6 protein-coding genes are annotated in these 3,912 nt (G+C 67.0%); 2 read left to right on the top strand and 4 right to left on the bottom strand.

The features are described 5' to 3' along the window. Positions 1-675 (top strand): SDR family oxidoreductase (locus WA944_RS05760; RefSeq protein WP_526646534.1); only part of this gene is annotated, 675 nt, incomplete at its 5' end. Between the two features lie 87 nt (positions 676-762). Here the strand turns inward: WA944_RS05760 and WA944_RS05765 are convergent. Then, on the bottom strand, positions 763-2,139 hold the full coding sequence (locus WA944_RS05765; protein WP_526368664.1) for a cytochrome P450: 1,377 nt from the start codon (positions 2,137-2,139) through the stop codon (positions 763-765). Between the two features lie 48 nt (positions 2,140-2,187). Between WA944_RS05765 and WA944_RS05770 the strand changes: the two genes are divergently transcribed. Next, complete coding sequence (locus WA944_RS05770; protein ID WP_526368662.1) at positions 2,188-2,832, top strand: TetR/AcrR family transcriptional regulator; 645 nt, start codon at positions 2,188-2,190, stop codon at positions 2,830-2,832. Here the strand turns inward: WA944_RS05770 and WA944_RS05775 are convergent, their stop codons facing one another. From WA944_RS05775 to WA944_RS05785, 3 genes are all read right to left on the bottom strand, one after another. After that, a complete protein-coding gene (locus WA944_RS05775; RefSeq protein WP_526368660.1) occupies positions 2,833-3,051 on the bottom strand; it encodes a hemophore-related protein in 219 nt (72 codons plus the stop codon). Between the two features lie 80 nt (positions 3,052-3,131). Next, a complete protein-coding gene (locus WA944_RS05780) occupies positions 3,132-3,407 on the bottom strand; it encodes a hypothetical protein (RefSeq protein ID WP_526368658.1) in 276 nt (91 codons plus the stop codon). A gap of 43 nt (positions 3,408-3,450) precedes the next feature. Then, positions 3,451-3,828: a heme-binding protein gene (locus tag WA944_RS05785; RefSeq protein ID WP_163888588.1), complete on the bottom strand. Its 378-nt coding sequence runs from the start codon at positions 3,826-3,828 to the stop codon at positions 3,451-3,453. Positions 3,829-3,912 lie beyond the last annotated feature (84 nt).

The raw sequence follows: 3,912 nt of genomic DNA on the forward strand, positions 1-3,912 counted from the left end.
GCCGAAGCGATCGGCTCCGCCGGCGGCGCCGCGGTGGCCCTGCAGGCCGACGCCGCGACGACCGAGGGCATCGAGGCGTTGGCGACCCTGGCTGCGCGTGAGTTCGGGCCCGTCGACATCTACGTCGCCAACGCGGGCATCACCGGCGCCGGGGGTATCGGCACCGACTCCGACTGGGACCGGATCCTGGCTGTCAATCTGCGCGCCCACGTGCGGGCGGCGGAACTTCTTGTGCCTCAGTGGAAGTCCCGCGGCACCGGGTACTTCGTATCGATCGCTTCGGCAGCCGGGCTGTTGTCGCAGATCGGCGCCGCGGGCTATGCCGTCACCAAACATGCTGCCGTGGGGTTCGCCGAGTGGCTGGCGATCACCTACGGCGACGACGGCATCGGCGTCAGCTGCGTATGTCCGCTGGGCGTGGACACCCCGCTGCTCGACGGAATCCGAGCAGAGACCGATCCCGGTGCCCGCGCCGGCGCGCAGTCCATCCTGCAGTCCGGGGACGTGCTCGCGCCGTCGGACGTCGCGTCGCTGACTGTCGACGCGATCAAAGACAACAGGTTCCTGGTGCTGCCCCACCCACAGGTCCTGGAGATGTACCGGCAGAAGGGCTCTGACTACGACCGCTGGATTGCCGGGATGCGCCGGTACCAGCGTGCGTTACGCGCGACCTGAGCGGCTGTGAGTCTGAACGTGCGTCCCACGCGCTGAAAGAGTCGAAAGTAACCATCACTGGGGGCGCCCTCTCCCAACAGTAAGGGGCTAGCGGCGGCGCAGCGACAGGTGGAAGTCCTTGGGCATCACCGTCAACCGTTCGGTGATCTGCAGCTGATACTCCGGGTCGGCGATCAGCTCGTAGCGGCGCAGCAGCACCGCCAGCAGCAGCACGGCTTCGTGCAACGCGAACTGGCGCCCGATGCACGAGCGCGGGCCGGTCCCGAACGGTTTGTACAAGCCTGCCGGGCGGGCCCTGACTTTCTCGGGCGCGAACCGGTCCGGGTCGAACGCGTCGGGATCGGGCCCCCAGCGCGGATCGCGATGTAGAGTCCCGACGAGCGCAAGCACCCAGTCGCCCTTGCGCATCGGGTGCACACCGGCGAGCACGGTGTTCTCGCGCGCTGCCCGGTAGTACCCGGGGACCGTGGGATGAAGCCGCAATGCCTCGTCGAAAACCCTTCGCACGTAACGCAGCTTGGCGATCTGCTCGAAGTCCGGGCGATCGTCGTCGCCCCACACCTCGGCGATCTCCGCACGCGCCTTCTGCACCGCCTCCGGATGCTGAGACAGATAGTACAGCGCAAAAGACAGTGCCCCCGAGGTGGTTTCATGCCCCGCAACCAGGAAGTTGATCAGCTGGTAACGGATGTTGGCGAGCTGCAGATCGGAGGCCAGCATCAGCTCGAGGAGATCGTCGTGCTGCCCGAGGCCGTCGCGCACGCGTTCGGCGATGATCTCGTCAGCGATCGCGTGCAACTTCGCGGCATGATGACGCACTGGGCGCTCGGCCCGCTGCGCAACGAAACCGGGCAGGAACGTCTCCCGCAGCACACCCACGCGGTCGGAGCCCTTCAGGCCCGCCACCATGTGCTCGACGAACGGGTGCACGGCCTCGGACTCGAAGCATCCGAACGGATGCCCGGCCGCGCAGCGTCCGATCGTCTCCAGCGTCACCCGGGTGGCGTCCACGGACACGTCGACCGTCGCACGGCGCGCGGCCTTGTGATCCCAGCGGGCAGTGAGCTCGTCGGCGACGTCGAACATGATGGAGTGGTAGCGCCGCATCGCCTGCTGACTGAACGCCGGCATCAGCACATCGTGGGCTCTCTGCCAATTCGGTTCGTCGTTGTAGGCCGTGAACAGGCCGTCGCCCCCGAGAAGGCGCAACGCGTCGATGTCGGCGCCGACATGCTTGCAGAACCGGCTTTCGTCGTTGAGCTCGAGAACGGCATCCGGACCCGCGGCCACGACGTAGCGCGCTCCCAGGAAACGGAACTCGAAGACGGGACCGAGCGCGGCGAGTGCCATCGTCGACTGCGACGGGCTGTCCGCGTCGAACGCCAGCACGTCACCCAGCAACGGCACCCGGCGGCGAGGATGCGGCAACGCGGGATAAGACCCCCGGTGGTCTACAGCGGTCATGTTTCCAGCCTCCGCGGCTGTTCTACATGTGTCAAGTAGGATGGGCTCATGCCTGAATCCCGGCGCCGTCTCTCACCGGAAGATCGGCGCAACGAACTGCTGGCACTCGGTGCCGAGGTGTTCGGCCAGCGACCCTACGACGAGGTGCGCATCGACGAGATCGCCGAGCGCGCCGGCGTCTCCCGCGCGTTGATGTACCACTACTTCCCCGACAAACGGGCATTCTTCGCCGCGGTCGTGCGCGCCGAGGGCGAGCGACTGTTCCAGGCCACCAACACCCCGCCCGAGCCCGGTCTGACGCTGTTCGGGCAGGTCCGGGCGGGTGTGCTGGCCTATCTGCAGTACGACGAACAGCATCCGCACGGCGCCTGGGCCGCGTACATGGGGATGGGGCGGTCGGACCCGGTGCTGCGCGGCATCGAGGACGTCGACAACGACAGGCAGGCCAACCGCATCATCGACCGCATCACCGAGACCACCGGTGGCGCACTGGATTCGAAGGTGGAGCGGGACCTGCGGGCCGCCGTCTACGGCTGGCTGGCGTTCACCTTCGAGCTGTGCAGGCAGCGGCTGATCGATGCATCGCTGGACGCGGACTTCATCGCCGACCTCTGCGCACACGGACTTCTCGACGCAGTCGGACGGGTGCCGGGTCTGCCGTCAGCACTCGCGGACGCCGTCGGCCAGCGCTGATCAGCCGCAGCGGTTCCGGAAGTCGGCGGCAGGCTGACGGATACTTGTCAGGTCGGCCTTCACCTGCGGGTTGGCATCCATGTAGGTCTGCAGCGCCTCCCGCTTCTCTTCGGCCGGAACGTCCTTGAGCGTGGTGAAGAAGTCGTTGACGGGCGGATGGGTGAAGAGATACGCCGACGTCGCGGCGGTGATCCCCGACAGCGACCCACGGTGTCCCACAGGACTTACGCGCGACGCATGCTGCTGGCTGCGGTCGGTTCCGGGGCAGTGCTGCTGGGCACCAGCGCACCCGTGATCGCTCAACCGCCGCCACCCAAACCGATACCCGGACCGGGATCGAGGTCCAGATCCCATTCCCACCCGTAGTAGTCGTTGCAGTTCCAGTCATATTCGCACGGATAGGGCACGTAAGGACCGGAACCGCTGGGACCATCACCGGTGTCCGCACCGCGGGACTCCCCCTGAGCGCAGATCGTCGTTCCGCCGGCGCTGGTGCAGTCGCCCGCTGCGGTCGGTGCGACGGTCAGGCCGGCGACCGCGATGATGGGTGCGAAGAGCAGGAAATGAACTCGCATCGCTGATCTCCCGCTCTGCCGTCCGGCGAAACCAGGGCGGGGCTCAGCCCTCGCCCTCGACCTCAGCCAGCGGACCGGGGCCGCCGCCACAACGGGCACGGAAGTCCTTCGCTGGCTGACGGATGCCGCTGAGGTCAGCCTTCACCTGCGGGTTGGCGTCCAGGTAACTGGCCAGCGCTTCGCGCTTCTGGTCGTTGGGCACCTTGCCGAGATTGGTGAAGAAGTCGTTCACCGGCGGGTGGGTGAACAGGTAGGCCGACGTGGATGCGGTGACGCCGGACATGATGCCCGCCAGATCAGCCGCGGTGCAGTTCGGCGGTGCCGGCTGCGCGCTCGCGGACACCGCGGTCCCGAACAGCACAGCACCGGAGCCGACGGCCGCCAGCAACATCCGCCCCGCAAAAGTCCTGTGAGACACCATTACTTACTCCTTTGTCTGCTTGATCGAATCAACGTTGGCGCTACCACCACGGTCTCGGATGGAGCTCAGAATAGATCCCAGCTG

This window comes from Mycobacterium sp. (genome assembly GCF_049683355.1).
Lineage (GTDB): Bacteria > Actinomycetota > Actinomycetes > Mycobacteriales > Mycobacteriaceae > Mycobacterium.